Annotated in this window: 22 protein-coding genes; 9 read left to right on the top strand and 13 right to left on the bottom strand. The window is 41.0% G+C overall.

Features of this window, described 5'->3' with window-relative positions; genetic code table 11:
- The first annotated feature begins 152 nt into the window (after nt 1–152).
- On the top strand, nt 153–776 hold the full coding sequence (locus I8748_RS08070) for a hypothetical protein (protein WP_198124114.1): 624 nt from the start codon (nt 153–155) through the stop codon (nt 774–776).
- On the opposite strand, the gene I8748_RS08065 is transcribed toward I8748_RS08070, so the two are convergent.
- The gene (locus I8748_RS08065; protein ID WP_198124221.1) at nt 770–985 is read right to left on the bottom strand and encodes a hypothetical protein; all 216 of its coding nucleotides are present in this window, start codon (nt 983–985) and stop codon (nt 770–772) included. The two genes, I8748_RS08070 and I8748_RS08065, sit on opposite strands and share 7 nt — an antisense overlap.
- Nucleotides 986–1,001: 16 nt before the next feature.
- Nucleotides 1,002–1,748, bottom strand: coding sequence for a Uma2 family endonuclease (locus I8748_RS08060; protein WP_198124113.1), 747 nt, complete (start codon nt 1,746–1,748; stop codon nt 1,002–1,004).
- A gap of 131 nt (nt 1,749–1,879) precedes the next feature.
- Here I8748_RS08060 and I8748_RS08055 point away from each other — a divergent pair, with 131 nt between their 5' ends.
- From I8748_RS08055 to I8748_RS08025, 7 genes are all read left to right on the top strand, one after another.
- Nucleotides 1,880–2,110, top strand: coding sequence for an antitoxin family protein (locus I8748_RS08055; protein WP_198124112.1), 231 nt, complete (start codon nt 1,880–1,882; stop codon nt 2,108–2,110).
- Nucleotides 2,100–2,492 (top strand): type II toxin-antitoxin system VapC family toxin, encoded by a 393-nt coding sequence (locus tag I8748_RS08050; RefSeq protein WP_198124111.1) that lies wholly within the window; start codon nt 2,100–2,102, stop codon nt 2,490–2,492. Before I8748_RS08055 ends, I8748_RS08050 begins: the two co-directional genes overlap by 11 nt.
- Before the next feature lie 99 nt (nt 2,493–2,591).
- Nucleotides 2,592–2,783 carry a hypothetical protein gene (locus tag I8748_RS08045; protein WP_198124110.1) on the top strand — a complete coding sequence of 64 codons (192 nt, stop codon included), beginning with the start codon at nt 2,592–2,594 and terminating at the stop codon, nt 2,781–2,783.
- Between the two features lie 30 nt (nt 2,784–2,813).
- Nucleotides 2,814–4,874 carry a pentapeptide repeat-containing protein gene (locus I8748_RS08040; RefSeq protein ID WP_198124109.1) on the top strand — a complete coding sequence of 687 codons (2,061 nt, stop codon included), beginning with the start codon at nt 2,814–2,816 and terminating at the stop codon, nt 4,872–4,874.
- Between the two features lie 320 nt (nt 4,875–5,194).
- Nucleotides 5,195–6,739 carry an NAD(P)/FAD-dependent oxidoreductase gene (locus I8748_RS08035; RefSeq protein WP_198124108.1) on the top strand — a complete coding sequence of 515 codons (1,545 nt, stop codon included), beginning with the start codon at nt 5,195–5,197 and terminating at the stop codon, nt 6,737–6,739.
- A 22-nt stretch (nt 6,740–6,761) separates the two neighbouring features.
- Nucleotides 6,762–7,466, top strand: a complete 705-nt coding sequence (locus I8748_RS08030; protein ID WP_198124107.1) for an actin-binding WH2 domain-containing protein — start codon at nt 6,762–6,764, stop codon at nt 7,464–7,466.
- Nucleotides 7,467–7,522: 56 nt separating this feature from the next.
- Nucleotides 7,523–8,230, top strand: coding sequence for an actin-binding WH2 domain-containing protein (locus tag I8748_RS08025; RefSeq protein WP_198124106.1), 708 nt, complete (start codon nt 7,523–7,525; stop codon nt 8,228–8,230).
- 352 nt (nt 8,231–8,582) lie between these two features.
- Here I8748_RS08025 and I8748_RS08020 read toward each other — a convergent pair whose 3' ends face one another.
- The 10 genes from I8748_RS08020 to I8748_RS07975 all read right to left on the bottom strand — a co-directional run bounded on the left by I8748_RS08020 (nt 8,583) and on the right by I8748_RS07975 (nt 21,085).
- On the bottom strand, nt 8,583–8,936 hold the full coding sequence (locus tag I8748_RS08020; RefSeq protein ID WP_096560520.1) for a Rieske (2Fe-2S) protein: 354 nt from the start codon (nt 8,934–8,936) through the stop codon (nt 8,583–8,585).
- A 52-nt stretch (nt 8,937–8,988) separates the two neighbouring features.
- The gene (locus tag I8748_RS08015; RefSeq protein WP_198124105.1) at nt 8,989–10,401 is read right to left on the bottom strand and encodes a carotenoid oxygenase family protein; all 1,413 of its coding nucleotides are present in this window, start codon (nt 10,399–10,401) and stop codon (nt 8,989–8,991) included.
- Between the two features lie 23 nt (nt 10,402–10,424).
- Nucleotides 10,425–11,396 (bottom strand): scytonemin biosynthesis cyclase/decarboxylase ScyC, encoded by a 972-nt coding sequence (gene scyC / locus I8748_RS08010; RefSeq protein WP_198124104.1) that lies wholly within the window; start codon nt 11,394–11,396, stop codon nt 10,425–10,427.
- A 52-nt stretch (nt 11,397–11,448) separates the two neighbouring features.
- Nucleotides 11,449–13,287 (bottom strand): thiamine pyrophosphate-dependent enzyme, encoded by a 1,839-nt coding sequence (locus I8748_RS08005; protein ID WP_198124103.1) that lies wholly within the window; start codon nt 13,285–13,287, stop codon nt 11,449–11,451.
- Nucleotides 13,288–13,848: 561 nt separating this feature from the next.
- Nucleotides 13,849–14,691: an iron-containing redox enzyme family protein gene (locus I8748_RS08000; protein WP_214662476.1), complete on the bottom strand. Its 843-nt coding sequence runs from the start codon at nt 14,689–14,691 to the stop codon at nt 13,849–13,851.
- Between the two features lie 638 nt (nt 14,692–15,329).
- A complete protein-coding gene (locus I8748_RS07995) occupies nt 15,330–15,860 on the bottom strand; it encodes a protein-tyrosine phosphatase family protein (protein ID WP_198124101.1) in 531 nt (176 codons plus the stop codon).
- Between the two features lie 309 nt (nt 15,861–16,169).
- On the bottom strand, nt 16,170–17,057 hold the full coding sequence (locus I8748_RS07990; protein ID WP_198124100.1) for a M48 family metallopeptidase: 888 nt from the start codon (nt 17,055–17,057) through the stop codon (nt 16,170–16,172).
- 62 nt (nt 17,058–17,119) lie between these two features.
- The gene (locus I8748_RS07985) at nt 17,120–17,635 is read right to left on the bottom strand and encodes a GNAT family N-acetyltransferase (protein WP_198124099.1); all 516 of its coding nucleotides are present in this window, start codon (nt 17,633–17,635) and stop codon (nt 17,120–17,122) included.
- A 37-nt stretch (nt 17,636–17,672) separates the two neighbouring features.
- Complete coding sequence (locus tag I8748_RS07980) at nt 17,673–19,727, bottom strand: bifunctional metallophosphatase/5'-nucleotidase (protein WP_198124098.1); 2,055 nt, start codon at nt 19,725–19,727, stop codon at nt 17,673–17,675.
- Nucleotides 19,728–19,918: 191 nt separating this feature from the next.
- Nucleotides 19,919–21,085, bottom strand: coding sequence for a phosphotransferase (locus I8748_RS07975; protein WP_198124097.1), 1,167 nt, complete (start codon nt 21,083–21,085; stop codon nt 19,919–19,921).
- 276 nt (nt 21,086–21,361) lie between these two features.
- Between I8748_RS07975 and I8748_RS07970 the strand changes: the two genes are divergently transcribed.
- The gene (locus tag I8748_RS07970; protein ID WP_198124096.1) at nt 21,362–21,751 is read left to right on the top strand and encodes a hypothetical protein; all 390 of its coding nucleotides are present in this window, start codon (nt 21,362–21,364) and stop codon (nt 21,749–21,751) included.
- Between the two features lie 219 nt (nt 21,752–21,970).
- Here I8748_RS07970 and I8748_RS07965 read toward each other — a convergent pair whose 3' ends face one another.
- The gene (locus I8748_RS07965; protein ID WP_198124095.1) at nt 21,971–23,251 is read right to left on the bottom strand and encodes an aspartate aminotransferase family protein; all 1,281 of its coding nucleotides are present in this window, start codon (nt 23,249–23,251) and stop codon (nt 21,971–21,973) included.
- Nucleotides 23,252–23,332: the final 81 nt, after the last annotated feature.

Raw genomic sequence — 23,332 nt, 5'->3', positions numbered from 1 at the left:
TTTGCATTCCTTAAATTACAAAACTGTAATTTAAAAACCAGGCAAACTGTCATTTAGAGCAAGTCTAATTATAAATATCAGCAACAGTCATCAGTCATCAATCATCAATCATCAATCATCAGCCAATTCTAAATAACTTTTGGAGATTAATTATGAACGTTCGTAGAATATTAGCGATCGCAACAATTCCTGTTTTGGTTGGCACATTTGGTTATATTTCACTCAACCAAGCAAATGCTGAAACTAAATCCCATCAAATTGCCCAAGTTCCAGACCCATCCAACCAACCACCAGACGATCAACGTCCGCCTCGTCCTGATTTTGCTGCTGCTGCGGCCAAGTTGGGGGTGACAGAACAACAATTAAAGGATGCGTTGGGAGTGCCTGCCAATCCTCCCAATCCCGGCGAAGGCAAGCGTCCGCCTCGCCCTGATTTTGCTGCTGCTGCGGCGAAGTTGGGTGTGACAGAACAACAATTAAAGGATGCTTTGGGAGTGCCTGCTAATCCTCCCAATCACGGCGAAGGCAAGCGTCCGCCTCGCCCTGATTTTGCTGCTGCGGCGGCGAAGTTGGGGGTGACAGAACAACAATTAAAGGATGCGTTGGGAGTGCCTGCCAATCCTCCCAATCCCGGCGAAGGCAAGCGTCCGCCTCGTCCTGATTTTGCTGCTGCTGCGGCTAAGTTGGGGGTAACAGAACAACAATTAAAGGATGCGCTGGGCGTTCCACCTCATCCTAATAGCGATCGCCCACCTTCTCCCCCAACTAATCAATAAATTTGATTACAGATGATTGGTAACTGATAACTGTTGGAATTACAGTCAACCTGCGATTGATAGATAGCGATCGCAGGTGTTTCAATTTGACTAATGGGGGCGGGTTTCATATCGCGGAAGTCCAGGAGTTGGACGAGAATCAGGTAGGCGATCGCTAAAATAATCGAAATCGCACCTGTAATAATGGCAACTATTTTTGAGCGGTTCATAAATATTTCCTTTAAATTAATCTAAATCAGGTTCCACACCCAGAGAGCGCAATTGTGCTATCAATCTTTGTGTGCGTTGTCTTTCAATTTCAGCCCGTTGCCTTTCAATTTCCACAGCAGTAGATACCCAGTTGCCTGTTCTATGGTACCAGCGCAGCCAAGGCTGTTCTACATCTTGATAACTACCGTGCCACACACCCAAACCTAGTTGTAGTTCAGGTATCCAAAAGCGTGATTCAGACAAAGCTACCTCAGCATAACGACCCCCATCTAATTTAAACATCTTAAATTCATATTTATAGCGATCAAATACAGCGTAATAGGGAATACGTAAAAATTGCTCATACACTTCCCATTTTCCTGGTGGTTGTTCAATATCCCGTAATGTCTGCCCCAAATCTTCGTTTTCAGTACCAGGGGATAACAATTCTACGACGACAAAAGGACTAACACCCTCTTGCCAAAGCACATAACTTAAGCGTAAATTCCGCTGATTGTAGAGACGCGAAACACCTAAAACAGCAAACCAATCTGGACGTTTATGCCACAGTGGATGCTGTGCATCGTAGTAAAGATTTAAATCGCTAGCAACAAATATGCGATCGCTAGGGTAATTTGGAGGACAAAAGGTTTCGTCTAATAAACGAGGTTGCAGTATATGAAACTGATCGGGCAAACCAGGTTCCTCTGGGTCTTCACTAGGAAGATCATACATCGTAGGTAAAACATCTTTTGGAGAACGTGGCGGGTCAGTTTGATACATTGTAAAGCAGTCCTGACGATGAGACTCTCAGTTCTATTGTGGCAACTCTCTTGCTACACTGGGAACAATTTGAAAAAGCAATCATGTAAACTGCTATAGAATTTTGAGTAGGAATTAGGTTGCAAAATTGTATGCCAGAAACTCAAACGATTGAAGCAATATATGAAAATGGAGTTTTGCGTCCACTGCAAACACTAATAGGTGTAGCAGAACATAGCAAAGTTAAGATCATAATTGAGTGCCAACAGACTCAGCCTCATCCATTGTTACAGTTTGCAGGTATTCTGAGTGACGAAGAAGCCGCACAATTGCAGTCTGTGATTGATCAGGAGTTTGAGCAAATTGATTCCAATGGCTGGTGAAATAGCTTTAGACACTTCCGTTGCTATTCGCTATCTCAATGGTGATGCGATGGTAGTTGCAAGAGTCACAGCTTTGCCTACTATTATTGTCCTTCCATTACCTGTTGTTGCTGAGCTGCTGTTTGGAGCGGAAAATTCTGCCCGTCCCCTGCAAAACTTGACTCGCTATTTACAGTTTATTGAGGCTTGTGCTTTAGTTTCAATGGGGCGAGAAACTGCAAGTTCATACGCCCAAACACGCCTTACCTTGAAGCGCAAAGGCAGACCAATCCCAGAAAATGACATTTGGATTGCAGCCCAATGTCTGGAACATGGCTGGAGATTAGCGACAAACGATGAACATTTTAACTATGTAGATAATCTCATCGTGGAACAGTGGTAAATCATTTAAGTCGCTTTCAATAAAAAGTGTAAAAATCAGCCTTTAATCTCTAATGATGAGCCTCTAAACCTCAAAGTTGCACCTTTTATCCTGAACGTTGTGCCTTTAAGCTTCAAAGTTGCGCCTTTGAGCCTCAACAATGAGCCTTTTATCCTCAACGTTGCGCCTTTGAGCCTCAACAATGAGCCTTTTATCTTCAAAGTTGCGGCTTTTATGCTCAAAATTGCACCTTTGAGCTTCAACAAACAAAAATATCTTACCATTGCTGAACATACAAGCTTAAGCATGTAGTAAAATTTGCTCACTTCTGTAAAGTGGAACATGGCTTTAGACTTTTCCGGTCAAAATCTCCAAGGACGCAACTTCAAAGGTAGACAAGACCTTGCGGGTGCAAACTTTAGCTATGCCGACATTCGAGGGGCAAACTTTACTAACGCTAATTTGAGAGGGGCAAACTTCAGCCATGCCAAAGCAGGACTAAAACATCACTGGGCAATTTTCCTAGTCCTTGTCTCGTGGCTGTTGTCAGTAGTGTCAGGATGTGTCTGGGCTATAAATGGTTTGTATGTGTCGCAAATATTTGACTTATCCAGCAAAGAGAGCCAGATTGAGGGCTGGATTGCTTTAATCACATTAATTGCTGTCTTAATTGGCACAATTAGTAAGGAAGAACGATATGTTTTAGTAGCCGTAGCTTTTGTAGCTTTTGCAATAGGAACACGGTTCGCCGGATTTGGAGGCGGACTAGGAGCCTTGGCGGTCACCGCAGCGGGAATGATACCCGGAGACTTCGCCTTAGTCTTTGCCGTAGCGAGAGCCGGAACCTTCGCTGGAACCTTCGCCGGAGTTGGAGTCTTTGCCGTAACCGGAGCCTTGGCCGAAGTTAAAATCGGGGTTCTAGCCTTGATGGCTCCGGAAGCTATACCTTTTATCGAAGCCAGAGCCGAAAACTTCGCCGTAGCAGGAGCGGTAGCGTTATTGACTATGTATACCAGATGGCGAGCCATGAAAGAAGATGAAAAGGACTCCTTGGTTCGTATTCGTAATACCGCTATCACCTATGCTCAAATAGGAGGTACAAGTTTTCGTGGCGCTGACTTAACCAATGCTAATTTCGCCTACGCTACGCTCAAAAGTACAGATTTCCGAGACACTACTCTTATCTGTACTCATTGGCAGGAAGCAAAAATGCTTGACTATGTTAGTCCTGGTAAAACTTATCTTGACAATTCACAAGTACGTCAACTGCTAGTTACAGGACAAGGACAGGATAAAAACTTTAACCGTGAAAACCTGCGCGGTATCAACTTACAAAAAGCTAACCTAGCAGATGCTAGTTTTATTGGTGCTGACCTCAGCGAAGCTAATTTGCAAGATGCCGATTTTTCAAGAGCAAAGCTGAAGCAAACGCAACTAGACGCAACTGATTTAACAGGTGCAACTCTCACCGGCGCTTACATTGAAGATTGGGGCATTACAAATACAACTAAATTGCATGGTGTCAGGTGTGAATATGTCTTCATGCGCTTACCCACCAAACAGAACCCTGACCCCCTCCGCAAACCTGATAATAAAAAAGAGGTTTTTGCAGACGGCGACTTTGCCGACTTTATCCAGCCAATTTTTGACACCCTCGACCTTTACCACAATCAAGGTGTTGACCCCCGCGCCATTGCCATTGCTTTCAAAAAACTTGTAGAAAACCATCCAGAAGCCGAGTTAGAAATCGTGGCAATAGAGAAACGCGGCGAAGATAAAATCTTGCTTCAAGCCAAAACCGCAGCAGGTAGCGATAAATCTCAACTGAGCGCAGAATATTTTGATGATTATAATCAACTTAAAGCTTTATCTCAAAGTCAGCAATTACTACTTATAGAAAAAGATAATTATATTCGTGATTTACAAAATATGATCACAACTGCACTCCAGGAGTCAAAATATAATATACAAGGAAATATTAATAATATGTCTGATATCAGCGGCATTAATATACAAAATAGCAGTAATGTCAGCGGTATCGCTGGCGGTGGTTCTGTTGCAAATCTCGGAACCATCAGCGGTAATGTAAGTATTGCCCTCAATCAATTGCCTGATTCTCCCGAACCAGATAAACCAGGAATTAAAGAATTGTTGTCACAGTTGCAAGATGCAATTACACAGTCTTCACATTTACCAGAAGCAGACAAAGCCGAAGCCTTGGAACAGGTAAAAACTTTAGCCGAAGCCGGTCAAAATCCCCAAGAATCCACCAAGCAAAAGACTGCAAAAACAGCAATCACCATGTTGAAAGGGATATTTGCAGGCTTACCCACAGTTGCCACATTATACGAAGCAGCTAATAAATTATTGCCTGCGATCGCTAAGCTATTCAATTTGGGATAATACATCCAATCAAAAATCCCTAAGCTGTTAATTAATATCTGCTGCACTTCTCCAGAAACGCTTACAAATCTTGCACTAGCTGCAAAAACCGCCATAGGTTAGAAACCTATGGCTAATAGTTAAAGTCCTCTCAAGAGGACTAAACCCCTATCAGCGGCTGTTACTCAGTCCACTTAAGTGGACTTAAGCTATTAGCCAAGAAATTTATTTCTTGGCGGGACATTGGGTAGCTGCAAAATCTCAAGGATGGAAGTGTCATCATCATATCTACTTTCTTCATTGTCAGGTAGTTTTAAAATGTAGAGTTCAGTTTGTTGAAAATGTCTTTAACTGAAGAAATTCTCTCGCAACTACCAGGCGATGTATTGGCAGGTTTGCGTCAAAGCGATCGCATTCTTGCATCTATTAGAGAGAATACCGCACCCATACCAACAGTAGTTAAAGAAAGTGAACAACTTTTAGGGGCTGTAGACTGGGATGTTATTATCTGCGGTGGCACTTTAGGCATTTTAATTGGTTGCGCTTTGGCAGTGAAGGGACTGCGAGTGGCTTTGCTAGAACGCGGAATTTTGCGGGGGAGAGAACAAGAGTGGAATATCTCCCGTCAAGAGTTGGAAGTATTTGTGGAATTAAATTTGCTGAGTGAGGAGGAGTTAGAAACAGCGATCGCTACTCAATATAATCCGGCACGTGTCGGCTTTCAAGGTGGCGTGGAGGTTTGGGTTGAAAATGTCCTGAATATCGGTGTAGATCCTGTTTATCTCCTGGCTACTTTGAAAAGTAAGTTTTTAGCTGCTGGTGGCAAGTTGTTAGAAAACACACCTTTTACTGAAGCGGTGGTTCACCCGGATGGGGTGATGGTAAATCAATTCACAGCTAAGTTGTTACTCGACGCTATGGGACATTTTTCTCCCATCACCCGACAAGCACGTCAAGGCAAAAAACCGGATGCCCTTTGCTTGGTTGTGGGAAGTTGCGCCCAAGGTTTTCCGGAAAATAACTCTGGCGATTTGTTGTTATCATTCACATCTTTGCAAAATCAATGCCAATACTTCTGGGAAGCTTTCCCGGCTAGAGACGGTAGAACCACTTACTTGTTTACCTACATGGATGCACATCCACAACGCCTAAGTTTAGAAGCTTTGTTTGAGGAATATCTGCGTCTTTTACCAGAATATCAGGGTGTGGCATTAAATCAGTTGCAGTTTCAACGGGCGCTATTTGGCTTCTTTCCCACTTACCGCCAAAGCCCTCTGAAAACTCCTTGGAATCGCATTCTACCAGTAGGAGATAGCAGCGGTAATCAATCACCCTTGAGTTTTGGTGGTTTTGGTGCAATGGTGCGTCACCTGAAGCGTTTAACATTTGGCATTGATGAAGCACTACAAACCAATCAATTATCTGCCAAGGCACTGGCACTGCTGCAACCCTATCAGCCAAGTCTGACTGTCACCTGGTTATTTCAAAAAGCCATGAGTGTCGGTGTAAATCAGCAAATTTCCCCAGATCAAATTAACCAACTGCTTTCTGCGGTATTTCAAGAAATGCAACAGTTGGGTACACCAGTACTCAAGCCATTTTTACAAGATATCGTACAGTTTTCTGCCCTGACACAAACCCTTTTAAAAACTGGTTTATCCCATCCGGCATTAGTTGCCAAAATAATTCCCCAGGTAGGTTTAGCAAATTTGCTCGATTGGCTGGTACATTACAGCAATTTAGGTATTTACACTGCCTTGGTTTGGCTAACTCCAATGTTAGAAACATGGTTTAGGAATCAACCAAGCGAACAACAATATTATTGGCATCGCTTAGTTGATACTTGGAAGTTTGGTTCTGGCGCTGATTACTCGGATAAAACATGAATAATCTCTGTGTGAGGATAACATGATTGAACGGAAATCTTTAGGAATCAAATACTTTACAGTGCTGATTGGTTTACTGCGCGATCGCCAAGGATTTCTAGAAGAAATTCGTCAAGGTGCGAGATTACCAACTAAAATCATTTCTCTGCTGGTTTGTAGTTCCATATTTCTGGCTATCTATGGCGGCATCATTGGTGCATATCATAGCTGGATGCAAGCTTTGTCTTCTGCCATCAAACTACCAGCCCTTTATTTAATTACATTGCTAATTTGTTTACCAACACTGTTCTTTGCAAATATTATTTTTGGTTCCAAACGAACCTTTGGACAGCACTTTGCACTAGTATTGACAGCAGTTTCAGTCACTAGTGTACTTTTATTTAGCTTTGCCCCCATCACCTTATTTTTCTTAATTACTACCAACAATTACCAATTTTTAATTCTGTTAAATGTAGTTATCTTTTCCCTCACAGGATTTATTGGTGTTTCGGCTTTATATCAGGCGATGAACTCAGTTTTAGAACAAGAGGATGAAGGTAGCAAAACCCGGAAGAAAATTTTACAGTTTTGGTTATTTCTTTATGCTTTTGTAGGCAGTCAGTTAGGATGGACTCTCAGACCTTTTTTTGGTACACCTGATTCTGCCTTTCAACTATTTCGAGAAAGAGAAGGTAATTTTTATCTCAGCGTCATTCAAGCTATTAGCTACCTCCTGGGATTTCGTTGATGAATTATGAGTGAAAAATTCAGATTTCAATATTATTGAATTAATCTAAAATTACTATGTTGGAAAAGCCATCTTACAAAATTCAACACTTTGGTGTTCTGCTTAGTTTACTACGCGATCGCCAGGGATTTTTAGAAGAAATCCGCCAAGAGGTGAGATTACAAAAGAAAATTAGTTCTCTGTTTGTTTCTAGTTCTATTTTCTTTGCCATCTATGGGGCAATTATTGGTGCATCTCACAGTTGGGCACAGGCATTATCCGGTGCTATTAAATTACCCGCCTTCTATTTGTTAACCCTCATCATTTGTTTTCCAACTTTATTCTTCTTTAACGTTCTCTTTGGTTCTCAAAGCACTATTCAACAGCATTTTGTTGTATTACTCACATCTGTATCAGTAATTAGTGTGCTTTTATTCAGTTTTGCACCAGTCACGCTATTTTTTCTGATCACTACCCCAGATTCTTATCAATTTTTTAAACTGTTAAACGTGTTAATTTTTGGGATCACAGGTATTTTTGGCGTTAAATTCCTTTATGAAGGAATGCAGTTACTTTCTCAACAAGATGAAGTTGGCAAAAAAACCCGCACCACGATTTTAAGATCCTGGTTACTTCTTTATGCTTTTGTTGGTATGCAATTGGGATGGTTTCTCAGACCTTTTTTTGGTGCGCCTGACTCAAAGTTTGAACTGTTTAGGGCAGTAAAAGGTAATTTTTATCTTGACATTGTAGCGGCGATTTCGGAAATATTGGGTATACGTTAAGTTGATCAGCTAAAACACATTTAATTTGCAGATCATTTGATCTGGTCGTTCTTTGTGATTAGTCCTTTGTCATTTGTATTTACAGATGACAAAGGACTAATGACTAATGACAGTATTAACCAGATAATATCATGTCCGCTTGATTACTTATTAAAACCGAAGAACCCCACCCCGCAAAAGCTACGCTTTCGTTCCCCTCCCCGTTCACGGGGAGGGGTTAGGGGTGGGGTGCAATGACTGTGGTAATAATAACTAATTAACCGGACATGATATAACTTGCAATTTGGACGCACATTACCTTATTAGAATTTAGATTTTGAATCTTGAAATCCAAAATCTAAAATCTGGTCAACTATTGTAACCCCACCCAAATACTTCCCTCTTCTAAACGAGTGGGAAAAACTGCTAGAGTCTTTTCTTTGGAAACTACACCCAACACCTTGCCAATACCAGGGGGGAAAGGACTCCATTCCTTAACATTACCAGTGGACAAGTCAAAGGCGCTGCGGTGAAAAGGACAAACAATAGCTCCATCACTAGTGATTTTGCCGTTCTTCATCGGTAGCTTCAGATGAGGGCAGGAATTTTCCACCGCATAGATTTGGTTGTTGTGGTTCAGCAGTAAGATAGCGCGTTGTTCGACTTTTACCACTTTGCGCTCATTGGCCCCTAGTTCATTTTGGGGAAGAACTTTAATCCAGTTCATCAATACCTCTCTTGATTGTACAAGGATGCTGCTTGGCAGACTACTAGGAAAGTTATACCAATTTGTAAGCGCCTTGATTCAAGTTTTTCTGGTCTATCCAAGTGCCGTGGAAACCGTAAGGGACTCGTTGGGGAATCAGAATGCGAGCAACAGGTTCAGCTATGATGTCTTGAGCATCTAATACAATCAGTTCTGAAGTTTTTGTGAGTTCGTCAAAGACAAAGGTCAGCAACCAACCCTCATCCTCATCAGTTGCACCTGGTCGAGGCACAAACACTGCCTCGCTGCCATAACGCTCTTGCCCAAATTCATGAGTTTGAGAGCTACCATGATCAAAATCATACTTGATTAAGCCATTGAACAGAGGTACTAAATGAGATGCCATTCGGCAAGTGTAGCCATATCTGGTTTTGTACCCCAATTGTTGGTCGTTCACACGCGGAAATTCTGAAGGAATATCATCTAAAGGTTCTTCAATTACCGCCCCTGTCTTCAGATTGAACCGCCACTTATATAGAAAAGGAATATCAGTTTGGTTATATTGTGGTCTGCCGGCAAGACCAAGCATGGTAGTAGTTTGCATTCGGCAAGCCATAAGTACCACTTCATCCCCATCCTCATAGGCATTGAGAGTATGAGCGACATAACAGGCAGGTGCTTCAAACCAGCGGATGCTGCTGTTATCTCCATGACGTGGCAAAATGCCGAAGCGACTGGGAATGTCTTGTTCAAAGAGTAAAGGTGGTTTTCCTTGTTGTGCGCGTTCTAAACGGAATGTTAACGGCAGATTCATAAAGATTGTGTAGTTGGCGGTGATGGCAAAATCGTGCATCATCACCCCTACTGGTAAATCAATTGGTACTGTCCGCAACAGCTGGCCTTGAGGTGAAACAACGCTGTATTGCAAGTGAGGTAGATTGACCCAAGAGTAGCCAAAAAACATCATCTCGCCGGTGACGAAATCAATTTTGGGATGGGCAGTGAAAGCACTTTGTAACTTGCCTTCATAAGTATAAGGGCCGACTGTTGTCAGTTCTGGCAGTTGGATGTGGTAAGGTTCTCCCCCTTCCCAAAGAGCCAATAAGCGATTCGCGTGCCAGACAACGGCTGTGTTAGCAGTGTTAACTGGAGGAGTAGGAGCATTTTCAGCTTGAGGTGGTGTTAAGAAACCCGACCAAACTGCACGTCCAGCATCTTTTTCACTTTTCCACCCCTCTGTTTGTATATAGCGGTTATGATACTTGGCTTTGCCATTATTGATCTGGACACCGTGTAACATACCATGCCCATCAAACCAGTGATACCAAGCTGGAGATGGAAATAAAGGATTAGGGCCATTACGCAAAAACATCCCGTTTAGGTCGGGGGGTATTTCTCCAATTACTGGCAGATGATCTGCTGTGATTTCTAACTCTACGGGAGCAAAGTTACTTTCTAAATAGGGATTTGTTGCAACTATCACCATATATTTAACTTACCTTCATGAAATTAGTTTGTGGGAGAATTATCAAAAGCAATTGATGGCAGATAGCTCATGCCACGAGCGAAAGTTTCAAGATTGCCGGCTTTAGCTTCTAACAAGCGTTTGATGTTCATGTTTTCTGCTCCGTAATCTTCTATTTGGAGTTTGCCGTGTTCGCTAGCTTTGCCACCTTTCCAAAAGGCGATTCGGTGTAGAATAAATCCACGAGCAGACGGATCATTAAAAGCGCAATCACAGGGTATAAGTAAGGTGGGACAGCGTTGCAAAAATTGGTACTCAGGATAGAAGTAATCTTGTTCTATGAGATAGTAATTGTTTAGAGGATGAGTTCGGAATGTAATTTTTACTGTTTGGTTATATTCATCTAGAAACTCACCTGATTGGGGGTCAGTTTCACCACGCGATCGCAATAAATGTGACCAGTTACCAATATTACGTAAATCTGCTAAATATTCAACTGCTAATTCTATAGGTGCATCTACATAAATTGTATCACTATCAATAGTGTATTGTCCCTGAGCCGCTTTTTTCAAACCCTCGTTACGCTCTAAAATTGCTTTCAGAGTGCGGCTTTCGCAAAGATGTACTGTTTTAATTCCTTCCATAATCATTGGAGTCCGCCGCTTTGGATCTATGAAACTAATCCAATGAAAGTAAACTCCTGTTTCTTTTGATTCAGGGTCTAAGTAGTTAGGAGGAAACAGCAGCACGGGATACCAATGAAAATAGTTATCAACAGAAAACCCGCAGTACCATTCAATGCCTAAAAATAGAGGATTCTCTATCTTTTTTACATGATAATAAAGATTTCTCTGATAGCCTGCACAAGTTCCTAACCAAGTATCATCATCTATCTTTTCTAACATTCGACAATTGATAGTCCACTCGTCTAGAGTCTCTAAACGGGATAAATAGTTAAAAGCTGTTTCTGGTGAAGTTGCAATATAGGTCGATGTGACAAACGTATTCTTTTCCATTGCTCAGTACCTGATTGAGTGATACATATTTCTGTTTCTTTGCTTGAAATGATTACTGTATTAAGGGGAATGACAAGTGTTTGTTTTGGGCAAGTAAACCTTGATTGCGTCCGCGAGATGGTGCTTGGCGAGTTGGGTCTATCATCACATCGACTACGAAGGGGGTAGACGCAGCTAGCGCTAGTTCCAACGCCATACGCAGATCGGATTCCTTTTCTACACGAATGCCATCGGCTCCCATACCGCGAGCAATCATGACAAAATCTACCTGGGGAATAGCTGCATCGGCACCCTTAAGCCCTAGCATTGCCATGCCTTGAACACACATGTTGTAACATGCATCATTAAGGACAATCCACACGGCAGGTATCTGATATTTCACCGCTGTGTTGATTTCATTGTTCATTAACATTGCACCATCGCCAACAATAGCGATCGCTTTCCCATTCCTGGCTTTCGCAGCACCAACAATGCCTGTAACTGCATGACCCATGGCCCCCACTCCAGTACTGACTCGATAACGATTGGGTTGGGCAAATCGCAGCAAGTGGGTTGCCCAAGTAAACGAATTACCCGATTCAGCCATGATTATTGCATCGCTGTTGTCAACACATACCTGTTGAATCTCCTGCATCAAGACTTCAGGACGTACTAGTTGGCTGTTGCTGGGTTTAATTGTTAGAGGTTGAGGATGAGGTAGGTTTACTAATTTGCCCTCAACAAAATCCTCTGGTAAGTATTGCAGCATTGACTGTGCAAAAGTTTTCACATCGGATACGACAGGAAAAGTTGGTACTGATGGATAGGCAACACCTAGGGCATCCGGATTGATATCAACGTGAATAAATCCTGACTGGGGAATCATCTGGCTACTCCAAAAGGAGGTAGCTTCCCCTAAGCGGGTTCCCAACACTAATATATGTAGGGGTAATTGCTCTTGCATGTAAGTAAATACCGAAGAATGACCACCTAAACCTGTAACACCCACAAATTGAGGGTGTTCTTCAGGAAAGATACCCTTACCACGGGGTGAACACATGACTGCGGCTCCCGTTCTTTGGGCGAACTGGCGGATTTCTGCGGCTGCAAATCTTGCACCAAAACCAACCCAAATAGCAAAAGTGCCTTGAGATAGCAGATGTATGCATTTGCTAATTGTTTCCTTGCTAGGGATGGTCAGATCCAAAGACAAATCTAGTTGAGGTGAAAATTCATGAACCAAACTCGACTGGATATTTGTAGGAATACTCAAATGAGCAACAAAGCCATTTGGTCTTTTTAAGCCAAGGGCAATTCTTTTAGCAGCTTGGGGAATTTGTTCGGCGCACTCCAGAGTAGCTGCGTAATCAAACAGCACTCCTGATGTCAAAATTTCCCTACCAGGCATTGTCTGTTCGTCAGTTTCTTGGATAGCGTACCGTCCACGTTGTGATGCAGAAGTAGAAGCCGATAGCAAAATTACCTTTGCTCCTTCGCCACGGGCTGCTAAAATACCAGTCAAGACATTAGTAATACCTGGCCCTGTTGTTGTAAAGATGACAATGGGGCGATCGCTAGCTAAAGATGCTTCAATGGCTGCAAAGGCTGCTCCTGCTTCGTGGCGAAAGTGAAGAACTTGAATTTGGCTATTTGACAGTGAACCCCAAAGCTTTGCCATTGCACCACCAGAAACACCAAAGGCGTATTTAACTCCCATATTTTCTAGCATCTTGACAATTGCCTCTGAGACTGAAAGTGATGGCGATGTCTGGATGTCTAAATTCTTTTGATGGCTTGATTGATAACCGTTGACCTTTGCGTCTGTTAGTTTCGATTCTGCTAACTCTACTGTAGATGTCTTGCCAGACTGAGGCAGTACAATCAAGTTTGACGAAATAATATTTTCATTCATGGTTATCAAAAAAACTACTAAATGAAGACCTAGAGAACTAAATAATTTGTATTTCAATAATGAGTATTAAATTACAAAAATCAATCAAAAAGTACTAATCTGTTCAAGATTATTTTTGACATTAAGCATTTTTATAATATTTACAGCCACAGGTAATACATGTAATAAGCATATTTTGCTATAAGCATGGATAAATGATTAATTCAGATGTTAATCATGTATTTTTGAATATCAGAAATTATCACAAATCGGGTTATTTAACAATATGCTAAAAAATTCAGCTAAGTAGGTGGACATAATTAAGCATGAGTTCGACAAGTGCTGTTTTGACCTCTTTCCTGGGCCCTCTCCTCGTAGGAGAGGGGAGTAGAACCGTGATTTTGTTGTTTCTCCTCCCTCTCCTCAAAGGTTAGGTATGTTGGGAGGGAAAGGTTCATCGAACTGACATAATTAAATGTAAAATGCCAACTATAAAAACCTATTCAAGGACAGGCTTTTGCCTCCTATCTCCTACTTAACTATATTTTACTAACCCTATTTGTTTTGTAGCTCAGACCATAATTAATTAAAGGCTCTAGTTAAAATACCCTTATATAATGAGTGAACAACATCAATATTTTCATTGATTAAAACTACAATTTCATCACTATCGGCAAAAAAGTTTAGTAGTTCAATATCATGTCCAGCATGACTTAAATCTATAACATAGTGATTAAATAAGAAAGTTTGTGCTTCTCTAGGAATTCCTGCTTCTCTTAAAAGCTTTAGCTGGAAATCAATGTATTTAGCAAACAAAAATTCCATATAGAAGCAGTATCCTAAAAATCCAATAAACTTACTCTGATCTAATAGACCTAACTGAGTAGTAATTAATTGTTTGGATTCATCAAAAATATCATGACTTATATTAAATTGTTTAATACCTAATTTCTGCAAGTCTTGTAAAGCAAAAATTTCATGCCCTATTTCTTCATTGGAATCAGACTCCATCATCAGGATAAGCTTACTTCCCCGCCTCAATTTATCTTCATTAAATGTTTGGCTATATTGGGATATAAGCTGATTAAATTTATTTTGTAATTCAGGTGTATAACTACTACAGTACCAAGCTTGAATTAAATAACTAATGTAGCCATTGTATGTAATTTTACCTTGTTCCTTTTTTTGGTAAAGTAATTCATTTATTTCTTGCATTTTGAGGAGCATATAATTTGTCACGTTCTGAGCTATGGGAGTCACTTGGCTTTTTTCTGCCTCATTAAGCTTGGTTTTTTGCTCAACCAATATCTCCAATGTAATTTGATTTATTCTTATACTTTCTAATACTAATTTATTGATAGTTTCTTCATCTCTTGAGTTGATTTCATAGGAAATATCTAGCAATTCCAATTGTGTTGCACTCATGTGTTGTTTACTCATTTTTTGATTTCTGATGAATCACCATGACATAGCTTTGTGTGAGGTTACGGCTTTCAGTCAGGACTGACGCCAACAATAGCCAAAACCCTTATTTTCATCTAGGAGCAATTGATGAATTGTCGCAGAAAGAGTGTACTTTTATGTAAGTACTAACAATATTCCTCCTGTCAGTAGGCTAGGGACATCTAAGGATGTTTGGGAATCAAGACGCCTGCCTTCCAAAGGAATAAATTGAGTTTCTTCTATAACTAGTTATTCCCTAACACCAGTATATTCACTTACAAAAATTAAAGTTTATATAATCTTTAACTCCTCTTCTAAAAGGTTTTGCTGATTAAAGTATTTACCTCTCACATATGGAGACTGAGTTCAATACGATACTAATGTAAGTTCCACAAATGCGTCAATAGATTGCCAACTCCTTAGACATTCTGTTCGCTAAGCAGCTGAGAGATTACTATGCTACTTACCACGTATGACTAAGCTTAGACACATTTAATTTGCACAATCATTTCATCTGGTCGTTCTTTGTCATTGGTCATTAATCAAAAGTATTTCCAAAGGACAAAAGACTAATGACTAATGACAGTCTTAACCAGATAAGAAAGCAAATTGGACACATATTAGCTGAAACGACAATTATTAAGAAGCGCTTCAAGTTCTCTGGCAACTTTAAATGGATTTTTACCTATGAACACGGCAGCTAATACTGCTTCATAAGGATTTCTGCCTGTTCTTTTGACAGCTGCTATTGCATCTTTGTTTGATAATCCTCGAACACTAACCAACCATGCAACTAGTACATGCCCAGTGCGTCCAATTCCACCAGAACAATGTACAACTACTTTCTGGTTTTGTTGAGCTGCTTGTGCTAAGAAAGGAAGTATTTTCTTTGTGAGTATTTCTAGATCACACACACAGAAATCTTCAATAGATGCCCAGCAAACTTGTTGATTACCGAATTCCTGTTGGTATCTATCTAGCAGATTGGAGTACTTAGCTAGTTGTTTATCAGGGAGAAGGCAGCAAACTCGTTTGATGTCTTGGTGCTTCATGAACTTAATCCAATTATCCACCTCCTGATTAGAATATCCAGGACGTGCGGCACCAAATACTATTATCTCTTTCTCTTCAGCAGGGGCAAATTTGTACATGTTTTATTGAATAGGGGAGATCTAAAAAATAAGCTTTTGCGCCTACAAGTTTCACTGTAGGAAGAGTGAGGAGATGAGGAGATTGGGGGATGGGGCAATGGGGAACTCGGGGCCCCCATGACCGCTCGTGAGTGGGGATTAGGGGCGATGGGGGGACAAGGATAATCACAACTGACAAATGACATATGACAAACATAAAAGCCAGTTCCTATGGTGGGAAACCCGCTTACAGGAGTGGACTCACTGTTTCAATAATATTTTTGCCATAACCACAATATTTTGGTGCTTTATATATGCCTAATCTAGAAGTTACCAAGAAGTGAGAAAATTCCACTTTTCTATTTCTTCTGATGTCGTTGTATTCAAATTATTATCTTGAGTTAAAGCATGATATTCTCCTGAGTCAATCCATTTTAACAACTCACTAGACCGCATAACTACCCAGGAAAGATGAGATTCAGTATAACTAAATACTTTTGTTACCTGATCTATACTATCAAAGCCATCAGATGAAAATTCGCGGGCTTGCACAAGGAAATCTTCAATTACAGGAGGAGTTAGATACTCTTGTGGCAAACCGGCGAGTTTTAGTAGTGTGTTGATTGCCACATCAATATTTTGACAAGCCAACAAACCAGCGCGATCGGCAGTTAACTCAGCCATCATTCGCCAATTATGCAAAGCTAGTTCTAAGCCACTAGCCGCCAAACCACCGAATCCCATTGTGGTACTACTTAACAAATGTTTCAAAGTTGGCATGACAAATGCCATTTGATGATAGATCATATGCTGACTTTTGATGTGAGCGATTTCGTGTCCGAAGATGTAAATCAATTCATCTGCGCTTAACCACTCCATTGCATCTAGATTGATACCGACTATGGGTTTTTCTACCCCAACACTGTAACTCTGAACGTGACCTTGACCTCTTGACAAATATAGTTCAGGAAGGGGAGTAACATCAAGAATTTCGCAAGCTTCTACAAGTGTCTGATGTAATTGAGGAAAATTCCGAGGCGTAATTTTGATTTCACTGCCAAGGGTTAGCAGTCTTAGTAGGCGATCAATACCATACTCGTTGATTTTTTTGAGTAGCAAGGATATACCAGGCATTTTTTGTAATGCCGTTAAGGCTTGGCGATCAAACGGGTGTTCGTAGGCTTGTGAACTCAGTCCAGTTAATATTTTTCTTGTCATGGGTTTTGAGTTTTTTTTTGTCAGTGGTTAGTAGTCAGTTGTAAGTTGTCAATCAACGGTTATCAACTTTCAGCTTTCAAGCGATAAAATACATGGGGTAAGTTGGCGCGAATAAAATCACGTTCGTATTGAAATCCTAACTTTTGCATAACCCGTTGTGATGCAAAATTGGTTGTCATGGTGAAGCAAACTACCTCTGGTAAATTTAGTTGCTCAAAACCTACTTTTAAGATGGCTTCACCTATTTCTGTTGCTAATCCTTTGCCCCAAAATTCTGACATTAAGGCGTAAGCTAACTCTACTTCATCGTTACCTTCCACATGGACGTGGCGAAGACCAGCACGACCAACAAAACGATTGTTTATTTTGTCTCGAAACACCCATAAACCAAATCCGTAACGTTCCCAATGTTGCAGATGTTCTTGAAGAATTAGCTGTGTCTCTTCATAGGAACGAACACCAGCTAGAGTTGCCATTACTTTGGGGTCTTGATGCATTTTGTCAAGCAAATCAAAATGTTCAATTCGCAAGCGATCGCCAATTAAGCGAGGCGTAGATAATGTTTCTAGCAATGGCATAAAAAGCTCAGTTAAATTTAGTTAATATTAGGATTGTCTATTTTAACAACACTAAATCTTGACGATATTTCAGATTTTGAATGCGAGTATCTTCTGCTGGTGGCACATCTTTTTGAGTAAATGGAGTTTGTCTGAAGTTAGCAGTTAGATATTCTGCTAATGCATCTTGTTCGGAACCATCAGGTGCAAAGGTGGCTAAGCCGGTGCGTTTGCTGGGGTCAGTGTCTTTTGAGATTAAATCAACTCGTTGGGTTTGGGGAAAAGGATAACCATCGCCACCAGTTGCTAAAAAGGTCAGAGTTACAGTACGGAAGGTACGATTGGGATCACCTACTAAATTGCCATTTCTAATTACTATATCGATGATTTTGCCTTTATTATCTTTGATAGCTAATGATTTAACACGTTTACCAGGTGGTAAATCTGGGTCAAAGCTAAAGGCTAATCCTGCAACTTGGGGAAAACTTCCTGGTGTGGCACCTGGTGCGATCGCTGCAACGCTGTGTTCAATGACAGTCTGTAATTCTGCGGCGGTTAAGGTGATAAGTGTCAAACCATTATTGAATCGCTGTGCATTGGCAATATCAAGTTGGGAAATTTCTCTGTCTTTTTTACCTGCTACAGGGTTGGCTTGGGGTGGTAATCTGAGGGCATCTTCTTTTTGAGTAGAACCTGGGGGAAAGGTGTATACGCCGATGTTATCGCGGATACTGCCGCCATTTTTGATGGAGATGACTGTTTGAGAATCGTAACTTTTGGCGATCGCTAAATTAGCATCGGCTGCTAAATTTCCTAAGTTGGTTTCTTGGGTGCGGACATCACCCCGCCAACCGTTGAGGAAGACGTTGCTTTTCCCAAAAATTTTACCATCTTGGGCAATAATTACTTTTTTGATTGCTGTTGTAATGGCAACAATTTTAGGGTCTGGTTTTCCATTTACAGCTGTTACACCTTGGGAATCAGTAGCGTAAGCACCGCTGATTTTCGAGTTAATACTTTTAGGAATAATCACTCCATTACTATCAAAAGCCACAACCAAACGACCAACATAGCGATAGTTTCCATCGGTGTTGACTACAGCTATGGGATTACCATCTGCTGCTTTTTGAATAATTGGATAAGTTCCAGCAGGTTTATCACCGACTCGTAGACGGTCTGTCTTGTCGGCTAACAAGGTATTGGAACCACCAGCCACGATAATATCTACTTTTTTAAGTAGTTGTGCCAGCTTGATTTCAATGGCGATTTGCTGCATATGTGCCAGGAGAATCACTTTGTTAATCTCTGGATTTTTTGTCAACAGTGTATCAACAGAAGTTTGAATCTCAGCAGCTAAAGCGGCGATGTCTGCTGGATTTTTATCATTAAATTGTTTGGGTAATACAGTCACATTCCCACTTGAAGAAATAGTCGGTAGTGTGGGTGTTGTCGCCCCCACCACAGCAATTTTTTCACCATTCACAGTAATAATAGTGCTACGAGCAATTTTATTAGGAATTTTACTCGCTTCTTGTCCATCAGCAGTAACTAATTTTGCCAATTCTTTATCAGTACTAAAGTCTAAGTTGCTGCTGAGATAGGGAAATTTTATACCTGGGTAATTTTCTTTAGCTTTAATTAAGTCGGCGACAACAGCAGTACCTAAGTCAAATTCGTGATTGCCAAACGCGATCGCATTAAAACCAAGGGCATTTTGAATTAAAATATCGCCTCTTCCCTGACCACCAAATACTGTGTCACTAGCAAATAAGAAAGGACTGGGAATATAGGCATCACCCGATGAAAGAATTAAGGTATTAGGATAATCAGGTTTCCCATCACGATTAGCATCCTGATTTTTGAGTGCATTCAGTACCGCAGAAAAGTTTGGTGCATCTTCCAACGCAGGCACACCCGCTTCTTGGTCAGAAGTGTGTAATAGTTGCAGTGTTAAACTTGGTTTGGCTGCTGTTGTTACTTGTGCTACGCTAACAGTCAATACAGTTACAACAAAGATAAAAAATGTAACTAAATTACGTGTATTTGCAGCTTTTAATTTGAGTTTAATTAGCTTCTTCAGCCAACTAACTTTGAATTTGAAAATAGACATCATCGCTTTAATATTTTATAATTTTATATCTGAGCATACAAGACGATGCAAAATAATTTAAGTTAACAAACTTTTTACCACTTTTATTACTTATTTTACAGTCCTCTACTTGAACTTGTAAAGCAAATTTTATAGCATCATTTTTATTGATTCCTAATTCCATAATCAGGATTTCATAAAGTAATTGATGACTGTTAACTATGAACTGCTTCTGCCAAATCTAATGCGTGGGTAATGGCGATCGCTCTTGATGTGATAATCTCGTCAATAGACTGCCCAAAACGCTGCTCAAGCCAACTGTGGCGGGATTGGTTTTGTACTAGTTTTAATAACCTCCCCCCTAGTAAACCAAAGTGAAGTGCAGCCACCGCAGCGTAGACAAAGCGTACCACACGCTGATCCCCATTCCAGCCAGCAGAACGCAACCCGGCTAAGTACTCTTCAAACACTAATTGTTCCAGTGGTATTAGTAATGAACCATCAACGAATAATAAAAAAACGCTGTCTAAAATAAAATTTACAATGTCCATTCCTAAAACACCATGCCCAACAAAAGACCAGTCTATAATTACGGTTTGGTCATTGCCTTGGGCGTTATGTCGAGCAAACAAGTTATTGGGCGAGATATCAAAATGACAGAGGGTGCGTGGTGCTTGATCTACAGCATCAAATAGAAGATGGCGATCGCTCCACAAACGCATCATGCGATCGCAATCTGTTGAGGTAAACAATCCCTTGAGCAGTGGGTGCTGTGATGTAGATAATTCTCGCAATTCTTCTAAAGCAGTATAATCAATGTTGGATACCCATGTGCGATGCCAATCACGACTCAACCAAGCTTCACTAGGTAATGATGGCATCAGTGCATAAGTTCCTTGCAAATAGCCAAGGTGACGCGCCGCTAAACCAAAGCGTTCTAAAGACCAAGTTGTACCAGGAATACCTTGGATATCCTCCAGCCACAGCCAAACAACATTAAAAGACGGTTCACTAGTGGCAAAGCAACGCGGTGCTACCAAATCACTAGTCAAATTATCGAGTATTCCCGATGTATATGCTAAAGCTTCACGCTGCCAGTAATTCCAGTGTGCAGGGTCTTGTGAAGAATTGAAAATTGCGGCAGAATCTTCTGGCTTGAGGTGGAGAATCTTGAGAATCACCGACCAAGAAAAATTTTCGTTGCGATCGCTAGCAACACCACTGATACGCTGTAAACCTGCTGTAACATTATTGATGATATGGTGAGGAATGGGTTTGGCTTGCCATTCGCCTAATTTAGCATTTGCCCTATTCAGTAGACACCGTACAACAGTCGTCAGCGTTGCCTCATCAATTGGTGGATATGCAGAAGCTAAATTCATAAAATCACAATAATATGCCTAGTAGAAGACTGATGACTGTGAATAGCCAAAAACCAACAATTACAATGGCATATTTTTTATTAGTGCTAAAGTTTGGTTATTCTGTAATATGTGCAGTATAAATTAATATACCCTTTGGTAGAAGTAATAACTGTACCTCACCACTTAGGATGCCTGTGAGCCTTGGATATTGTGAAGTTGTTATGCATTTTAGTTACATATTCACTATATTCTGCATAACAAAGGCTTGTAACAGTCAACAAGGGAGGTTTTTCCATGCAAAAAATTCTCATAACTTTAAAGAAAACATTCTTCTCAAGCATTTTGATTGTGAGCTTGATGTTTTTTATCGGTTTGTCTAGTTTGTTTATCGTTGTTCAACAAGCTAGTTATGCAACCACACTTGAAGAATTGAAGCTGATTCCTCCAGAACATAAACCAAATTCACAAGAGAAAATTAACCGCGCTTACGAATACGATCCTGGGGTTGGTGTTCAAGAAGAACAACGACAAGAAGCTTATGAACAAGCGGTAAAAGATTCAGAAAGCCTCAACACTATAGAGAAGGCTTATGAAAGAAATCTCAAAGCTGAAAAACAGCCAGATTCTCAAAATAATATTGTTACAAAGGCAAAAGAAGCTGTTGAAAATGTCATAGGTAAATAGGGGAAGGGGAAGGTAAGACTAGGGGAAGGGAAGGTAAGATGAGGAGTAAAGTAGGTTGGGCAAAAAAAGGATAAGCTGTTCCACATTTAACTTGCATATACTGGGCGGGCAAGATGCCCACCCCACAAGAATTTCAAAAATTTAGTTATGCAAAGTAAATGTGTTTTAGCTTACACTAGCTCAAGTTCTTCCCCCTCTCTTTCACCCCTCCCTTTACCCCTATTTGGTGACAGTTGCGATCGCTTTTTCTACAGCTTCTAAAGCTGCATCTACTTCTGCCTTTGTGACAATCAAAGGCGGTACGAACCGGACAACTTTTGGCCCGGCTGGTACAAGCAATACACCCTCGTCTATGGCAACTTTGACAATATCAGCGGCGGTTAGTTGAATGTCTGCTTGCAACTCTAAACCGTTGATTAAACCCCAACCCCGCACATCAGTAATATAATTGGGATACTTAGCTGCGATCGCTTGTAAACCATTTCGCAACTGTTCACCCCGTGCTTCTACGTTCTGCAAAATATTCTCTCGTTCCAATGTTTGGCAGACAGCCAACGCCACACCGCAAGCAAAAGGATTACCGCCAAAGGTGCTGGCGTGTTCCCCTGGTTGGAATACATCGCAGAATTTCTTACTCATCATTGCCCCAATGGGGATACCACCACCTAAACCTTTGGCACTGGTAAAGATATCCGGTTCAACACCAAGATGTTCATAACCCCATAACTTACCGCTGCGCCCCATACCAACTTGCACTTCATCGAAAATCAATAAAATGCCTGTTTCGTCGCAAATTTGCCGCAGTTTTTGGAAGTAAGCAACATCCCCAGGACGTACACCACCTTCTCCCTGCAATGGTTCAATCAAAATTGCCGCGACGCGGTAATCACCTTCATCTAACTCGCTAATTGCCGCTTCTACTGCGCTGATGTCGTTGTAAGGTACATAGTGGAAACCAGGCACCAAGGGATCAAAGTATTTTTGATATTTTGGTTGCCCTGTAGCAGTAATGGTTGCCAAAGTGCGCCCGTGGAAACTGGCGTTGGCTGTTATAATAATGGGTTTTTCAATGTCTAAAACTGTATGGGCGTATTTCCTAGCTAATTTAATCGCTGCTTCATTGGCTTCAGCTCCAGAATTACAGAAAAATACGCGATCGGCACAAGAATGTTGAATAATCCATTGGGCCAATTCACCTTGTTCTGGAATGTAGTACAAATTAGAAACGTGGTGTAGCTTTTGGATTTGGCGTGTCACTGCTTCCACCATAGCCGGGTGGGCGTGTCCTAAAGTACAAGTGGCAATTCCAGCCACAAAGTCTAGATATTCCCGCCCCTGTGTATCCCAAACCCTGCATCCTGCACCCCGTTCTAAAGCAAGGGGAAAACGGGCATAAGTTGACATGACAGCTTCATTAAAGCTATCGGCATCAAACGGCTGAGATGACACAGAACCTGATGGGGGGATGGTTGCTTGCTCAATTAGAGTTTGTATGCTCACTACCGCGCCTCCTGAAAATTTTTCATCGTATACTTACTTACTAGTTTCCTAGATATTCTTTAAAATTTCTTCTGACTTGAC

Origin of the sequence: Amazonocrinis nigriterrae CENA67 (assembly GCF_016056305.1) — a bacterium.
GTDB classification, from domain to species: Bacteria; Cyanobacteriota; Cyanobacteriia; order Cyanobacteriales; family Nostocaceae; genus Amazonocrinis; species Amazonocrinis nigriterrae.
Note: the sequence above shows the minus strand (reverse complement) of the source record. Positions and strands in the feature narration are given on the sequence as shown.

Bases quoted from the DNA above. Each gene is read 5' to 3' on its own strand.
- I8748_RS08070 (WP_198124114.1), top strand. From the start codon at position 153: ATGAACGTTCGTAGAATATTAGCGATCGCAACAATTCCTGTTTTGGTT.
- I8748_RS08065 (WP_198124221.1), bottom strand. From the start codon at position 985: ATGAACCGCTCAAAAATAGTTGCCATTATTACAGGTGCGATTTCGATT.
- I8748_RS08060 (WP_198124113.1), bottom strand. From the start codon at position 1,748: ATGTATCAAACTGACCCGCCACGTTCTCCAAAAGATGTTTTACCTACG.
- I8748_RS08055 (WP_198124112.1), top strand. From the start codon at position 1,880: ATGCCAGAAACTCAAACGATTGAAGCAATATATGAAAATGGAGTTTTG.
- I8748_RS08050 (WP_198124111.1), top strand. From the start codon at position 2,100: ATGGCTGGTGAAATAGCTTTAGACACTTCCGTTGCTATTCGCTATCTC.
- I8748_RS08040 (WP_198124109.1), top strand. From the start codon at position 2,814: ATGGCTTTAGACTTTTCCGGTCAAAATCTCCAAGGACGCAACTTCAAA.
- I8748_RS08035 (WP_198124108.1), top strand. From the start codon at position 5,195: ATGTCTTTAACTGAAGAAATTCTCTCGCAACTACCAGGCGATGTATTG.
- I8748_RS08030 (WP_198124107.1), top strand. From the start codon at position 6,762: ATGATTGAACGGAAATCTTTAGGAATCAAATACTTTACAGTGCTGATT.
- I8748_RS08025 (WP_198124106.1), top strand. From the start codon at position 7,523: ATGTTGGAAAAGCCATCTTACAAAATTCAACACTTTGGTGTTCTGCTT.
- I8748_RS08020 (WP_096560520.1), bottom strand. From the start codon at position 8,936: ATGAACTGGATTAAAGTTCTTCCCCAAAATGAACTAGGGGCCAATGAG.
- I8748_RS08015 (WP_198124105.1), bottom strand. From the start codon at position 10,401: ATGGTGATAGTTGCAACAAATCCCTATTTAGAAAGTAACTTTGCTCCC.
- scyC (WP_198124104.1), bottom strand. From the start codon at position 11,396: ATGGAAAAGAATACGTTTGTCACATCGACCTATATTGCAACTTCACCA.
- I8748_RS08005 (WP_198124103.1), bottom strand. From the start codon at position 13,287: ATGAATGAAAATATTATTTCGTCAAACTTGATTGTACTGCCTCAGTCT.
- I8748_RS08000 (WP_214662476.1), bottom strand. From the start codon at position 14,691: ATGAGTGCAACACAATTGGAATTGCTAGATATTTCCTATGAAATCAAC.
- I8748_RS07995 (WP_198124101.1), bottom strand. From the start codon at position 15,860: ATGTACAAATTTGCCCCTGCTGAAGAGAAAGAGATAATAGTATTTGGT.
- I8748_RS07990 (WP_198124100.1), bottom strand. From the start codon at position 17,057: ATGACAAGAAAAATATTAACTGGACTGAGTTCACAAGCCTACGAACAC.
- I8748_RS07985 (WP_198124099.1), bottom strand. From the start codon at position 17,635: ATGCCATTGCTAGAAACATTATCTACGCCTCGCTTAATTGGCGATCGC.
- I8748_RS07980 (WP_198124098.1), bottom strand. From the start codon at position 19,727: ATGATGTCTATTTTCAAATTCAAAGTTAGTTGGCTGAAGAAGCTAATT.
- I8748_RS07975 (WP_198124097.1), bottom strand. From the start codon at position 21,085: ATGAATTTAGCTTCTGCATATCCACCAATTGATGAGGCAACGCTGACG.
- I8748_RS07970 (WP_198124096.1), top strand. From the start codon at position 21,362: ATGCAAAAAATTCTCATAACTTTAAAGAAAACATTCTTCTCAAGCATT.